This window comes from Ruegeria sp. HKCCD6426, assembly GCF_057221115.1.
The window spans coordinates 1-4450 of the sequence record NZ_JBWVBF010000019.1 but is presented as its reverse complement, the minus strand read 5'-3'; the positions used below and the strand labels follow the sequence as shown (position 1 = coordinate 4450).

Sequence of the window (4450 nt, the reverse complement as noted above, 5' to 3'; positions counted from 1 at the left end):
TTACTCTGCTGCTTCCTCATACGCTTCCATTGGAGGGCATGTGCAGACGAGGTTTCGGTCGCCGTATGCGTTGTCGACGCGGTTGACGGGGGACCAGTATTTGTCGACGCCCATGGAGCCCGGGGGGAAGCAGGCCTGTTCGCGGGTGTAGGGGCGGTCCCAGTCGCCTACCAGATCGCGCACCGTGTGGGGGGCGTTTTTCAGCGGGTTGTTCTCCGCGTCGATCTTGCCGTCGATGATGTCCTGCGCCTCGGACCGGATCGAGAGCATGGCATCGCAGAAGCGGTCCAGCTCGTCCTTGGGTTCCGATTCCGTGGGCTCGACCATCAGCGTACCGGCCACCGGCCAGCTCATCGTCGGGGCGTGGAAGCCGGAATCGACCAAACGCTTGGCCACGTCGTCGACGCTCACATTGCCCTCGGCGTCCAGCGGACGGGTGTCGAGGATGCATTCATGCGCCACACGTCCGGTCTCGGACGTATAAAGGATCGGATAGGCATCCTTGAGGCGCGCCGCGATGTAGTTGGCGTTCAGGATCGCCACTTTCGTGGCCTGCGTCAGACCGGCGCCGCCCATCAGCAGCACATAGGCCCATGAGACCGGCAGGATCGACGGCGAGCCGAAGGGCGCTGCCGAGACCGGGCCCACGGCCGAGCCGTATTCCGGGTGGCCCGGCAGGTGCTCTTCCAGATGCGCCTTGACGCCGATCGGACCCATGCCGGGGCCGCCGCCGCCATGCGGGATGCAGAAAGTCTTGTGCAGGTTCAGGTGGCTGACATCGCCACCGATCTTGCCGGGCTGGGCCAGACCGACCATGGCGTTCATGTTGGCCCCGTCGATATAGACCTGACCGCCATGATCATGGGTGATCTGGCAGACCTCCTGCACGGTTTCCTCGAACACACCATGGGTCGAGGGGTAGGTGATCATGCAGGCCGCCAGATGGTCCGAGTGCTTCTCGGCCTTCTCGCGGAAATCGGTGACATCGATGTTGCCCTTGTCATCCGCTTTCACCGGCACAACCTGATAGCCCACCATCTGCGCCGAGGCCGGGTTGGTGCCATGCGCCGAGGTCGGGATCAGGCAGACATTGCGGTGCGCCTCGCCCCGCGACGCGTGGTAGTTGCGGATGGTCAGCAGGCCGGCATATTCGCCCTGCGCGCCCGAGTTGGGCTGCTGGGAGATCGCGTCATAGCCGGTGATCTGGCACAGCTTGTCGTTCAGATCGGCAATCATCTCGTGATAGCCCTGCGCCTGATCTTCAGGAACGAAGGGATGCAGGTTGCCGAACTCGGGCCAGGTGACCGGGATCATCTCGATCGTGGCGTTCAGCTTCATGGTGCACGAGCCCAGCGGGATCATCGCCCGGTCCAGCGCCAAGTCTCGGTCGGCGAGGCGGCGCATATAGCGGGTGATCTCGGCCTCGGCCCGGTTCTTGTGGAAGATCTCGTGGGTCAGATAGGCGCTTTCGCGCAGCGCGTAATCCGGCAGGCGGTACACCTTGTTCGAGCTATCATCCTTGCGGTCGATGCCGAAGGCACCCCAGACCGCCTCGATGGTCTCGGGGCGGGTCTGCTCGTCCAGGCTGATGCCCACTTTCGTGTCGCCGACCTTGCGCAGGTTGACACCGCGGGCCACGGCGGCCTCCATCACAACGGTCTGCAGGTGGCCGACCTCAACGGTGATGGTGTCGAAGAACACTTCCGGCTCAACGGCAAAGCCCGCCTCTTCCAGACCAGCCGCCAGGCGCGAGGTCTTGCGGTGCACCGATTGCGCGATGGCCTTGATGCCGTCGGGGCCATGATACACGGCATACATCGAGGCAATCACCGCCAGCAGCGCCTGCGCGGTACAGACGTTCGAGTTGGCTTTTTCGCGGCGGATATGCTGCTCGCGGGTCTGCAGCGCCAGGCGGTAGGCCTTGTTGCCGCGCGCGTCGATGCTGACGCCGATGATCCGGCCCGGCATGGACCGCTTCAGCTTGTCGGTGGTCGCCATGTAGGCGGCGTGCGGGCCGCCATAGCCCATCGGAACGCCAAAGCGCTGGGTCGAGCCGATGGCAATATCCGCGCCCATCTCGCCGGGCGACTTCAGCAGCGCCAGCGACAGGATGTCGGCGGCGACGATGGCGATGGCTTTATGTTCATGCAGCGCCGCGATCTCGGCGGTGAAGTCGCGCACGTGACCATAGGTGCCCGGATACTGGAAGATCGCGCCAAACACCGCGCCGGCATCCAGCGTGTCCGGATCGGCAACCTGCACGTCGATTCCCAGAGGCTCGGCGCGGGTCTTGATCACGGCAATGGTCTGCGGGTGGCAGTTCTTGTCCACGAAGAAGGCCGCGTTATTGGCCTTGGACCGGCCACCGCGCTTGGCCATCGCCATGGCCTCGGCGGCGGCGGTGGCTTCGTCCAGCAGCGAGGCGTTGGCCACGTCCAGCCCGGTCAGATCGCTGACCATGGTCTGGAAGTTCAGCAGCGCCTCGAGACGGCCCTGGCTGATCTCGGGCTGATAGGGCGTATAGGCGGTGTACCAGGCCGGGTTTTCCAGGATGTTGCGCAGGATTGGTGCGGGCGTGGTGGTGCCGTAATAGCCCTGGCCGATCAGCGAGGTCAGAACCGTGTTCTTGCTCGCCACCTCTTTCATGTGGAACAGCGCGTCACGCTCGGTCATCGCCGGACCCCAGTCCAGCGGCTCGGACTGGCGGATCGCGGGCGGGACGGTGGCGTCGATCAGCTCGTCCAGCGTCTTGAAGCCGATCACTTTCAGCATGTCGCGCATCTCGGTGGGCGACGGGCCGATGTGGCGGCGATTGGCGAAGTCATAGGCTTCGTAATCGGTCAGTTTGAAGGCCATTGCAGCGCTCCTCGTGGAAAGGTCAGGCCCGGCGGAGACTGCAAGGGCCTCCGGCGGAAGTATTTGGAAAAGATAAAGCGGCGGGCCCGCGCAGGGCCCCGCCAGATCGTCAGCCGATCAGGGCCTTGTAGCCGTCCAGATCCATCAGATCTTCCAGCTGCGACGCGTCGCTCAGCTTGATCTTGTAGATCCAGGCCTCGCCCTCGGGATCTTCGTTCAGCGCGCCGGGATTGTCGGCCAGCGCCTCGTTCACTTCCGTGATCTCGCCATCGACCGGTGCATAGAGCTCGGACGCGGCCTTGACGGATTCGATCACCCCGATCTCACCGCCCTTTTCGAACTCGTCGCCCGCTTCCTGCTGCTCGACGAACACCACTTCACCCAGCTGCTCGGCCGCGTGTTTGGTGATGCCCAGAGTGGCCGTGTCCCCTTCGACGGTCAGCCATTCATGCTCTTCGGAATAATAGGTTGCCATGTCTTCTCTCTCCTGACTTCAACGCTTGTAATTCTGAGTGACAAAGGGAAGCGCCACGATCTCGGCCGGTTGCGCCTTGCCCCGGATGATCAGGTTCACCTTCTCTCCCGGCTCGCCATGGCCCCTGGACACATAGCCCATCGCAACGGGGCCACCGACCGTGGGGCCAAAGCTGCCCGAGGTGATCTGACCGATGGTGTTGCCCTCGGCGCATTGCACTTCCACGCCCTGACGCGCCGGTGCGCGGCCTTCAGGCTTGATGCCCACCAGCTTGCGGGATGCCCCCTCGGCCAGTTCTTTCTGCACGCGATCCGCGCCCGGGAAACCGCCTTCTTCCTTGCGGCGCTTCTGGATCGCCCAGGCCAGCGACGCCTCAATCGGCGAGGTGCTCTGGTCGATGTCATTGCCATAGAGGCACAGCCCGGCCTCCAGCCGCAGGCTGTCGCGCGCACCCAGACCCGCCGGTTCGCAATCCTCATGCGCCAGAAAGGCGCGGGTCACCTCAACGGCCTTGTCCTCGGGGATCGAGATCTCGTAGCCATCCTCGCCCGTATAGCCCAGCCGCGAGATGCGGCACTCGACGCCGTTGATATCCGCCACGGTGGTTTCCATGAACTTCAGGTCGCGGGCCGCGGGGCACAGCTCACCCACCACATCCTCGGCCTTGGGGCCCTGCACGGCGACCAGCGCACGGTCGAAGATCTCGGTCACTTCGACGCCGTCCAGGTTGGCCTGCATATGCGGAATATCCTGATGGCGCAGCGCCGCGTTCACCACCACAAAGTAATGATCCCCCGCATTCGACACGATCAGGTCATCCATGATCCCGCCTTCCGGATTGGTAAAGAACCCGTACCGCGCCTTGCCCGGCTTCAGCGTTGCATAAGCTTGCGGGCAGATCGCCTCAAGCTTCTCGCCCACATTCTCGCCTCGCAGAATAACCTGACCCATATGACTCACATCAAACACCGCCGCCTTCTCACGGCACTGCTTATGCTCGCCCATAATACCCAAAGGATACTGAACAGGCATCTCCCACCCAGCAAAATCAACCATCTTGCCGCCCAACTCAACATGCAAGTCATACAACGGCGTGCGCTTCGGTGAACTCATATCGGC

The 4450-nt window shown here is 63.5% G+C and carries 3 protein-coding genes; all 3 read right to left on the bottom strand.

The window, feature by feature from the left end:
• The 3 genes from gcvP to gcvT all read right to left on the bottom strand — a co-directional run bounded on the left by gcvP (position 1) and on the right by gcvT (position 4444).
• Positions 1-2856 (bottom strand): aminomethyl-transferring glycine dehydrogenase, encoded by a 2856-nt coding sequence (gcvP, locus tag AC2TDA_RS22815; protein WP_480877235.1) that lies wholly within the window; start codon positions 2854-2856, stop codon positions 1-3.
• 109 nt (positions 2857-2965) lie between these two features.
• Positions 2966-3331: a glycine cleavage system protein GcvH gene (gene gcvH / locus AC2TDA_RS22810; RefSeq protein WP_480877238.1), complete on the bottom strand. Its 366-nt coding sequence runs from the start codon at positions 3329-3331 to the stop codon at positions 2966-2968.
• Positions 3332-3349: 18 nt separating this feature from the next.
• On the bottom strand, positions 3350-4444 hold the full coding sequence (gene gcvT, locus AC2TDA_RS22805) for a glycine cleavage system aminomethyltransferase GcvT (RefSeq protein ID WP_480851062.1): 1095 nt from the start codon (positions 4442-4444) through the stop codon (positions 3350-3352).
• Between the last annotated feature and the right edge of the window lie 6 nt (positions 4445-4450).

Bases quoted from the DNA above. Each gene is read 5' to 3' on its own strand.
- gcvP (WP_480877235.1), bottom strand. From the start codon at position 2,856: ATGGCCTTCAAACTGACCGATTACGAAGCCTATGACTTCGCCAATCGC.
- gcvH (WP_480877238.1), bottom strand. From the start codon at position 3,331: ATGGCAACCTATTATTCCGAAGAGCATGAATGGCTGACCGTCGAAGGG.
- gcvT (WP_480851062.1), bottom strand. From the start codon at position 4,444: ATGAGTTCACCGAAGCGCACGCCGTTGTATGACTTGCATGTTGAGTTG.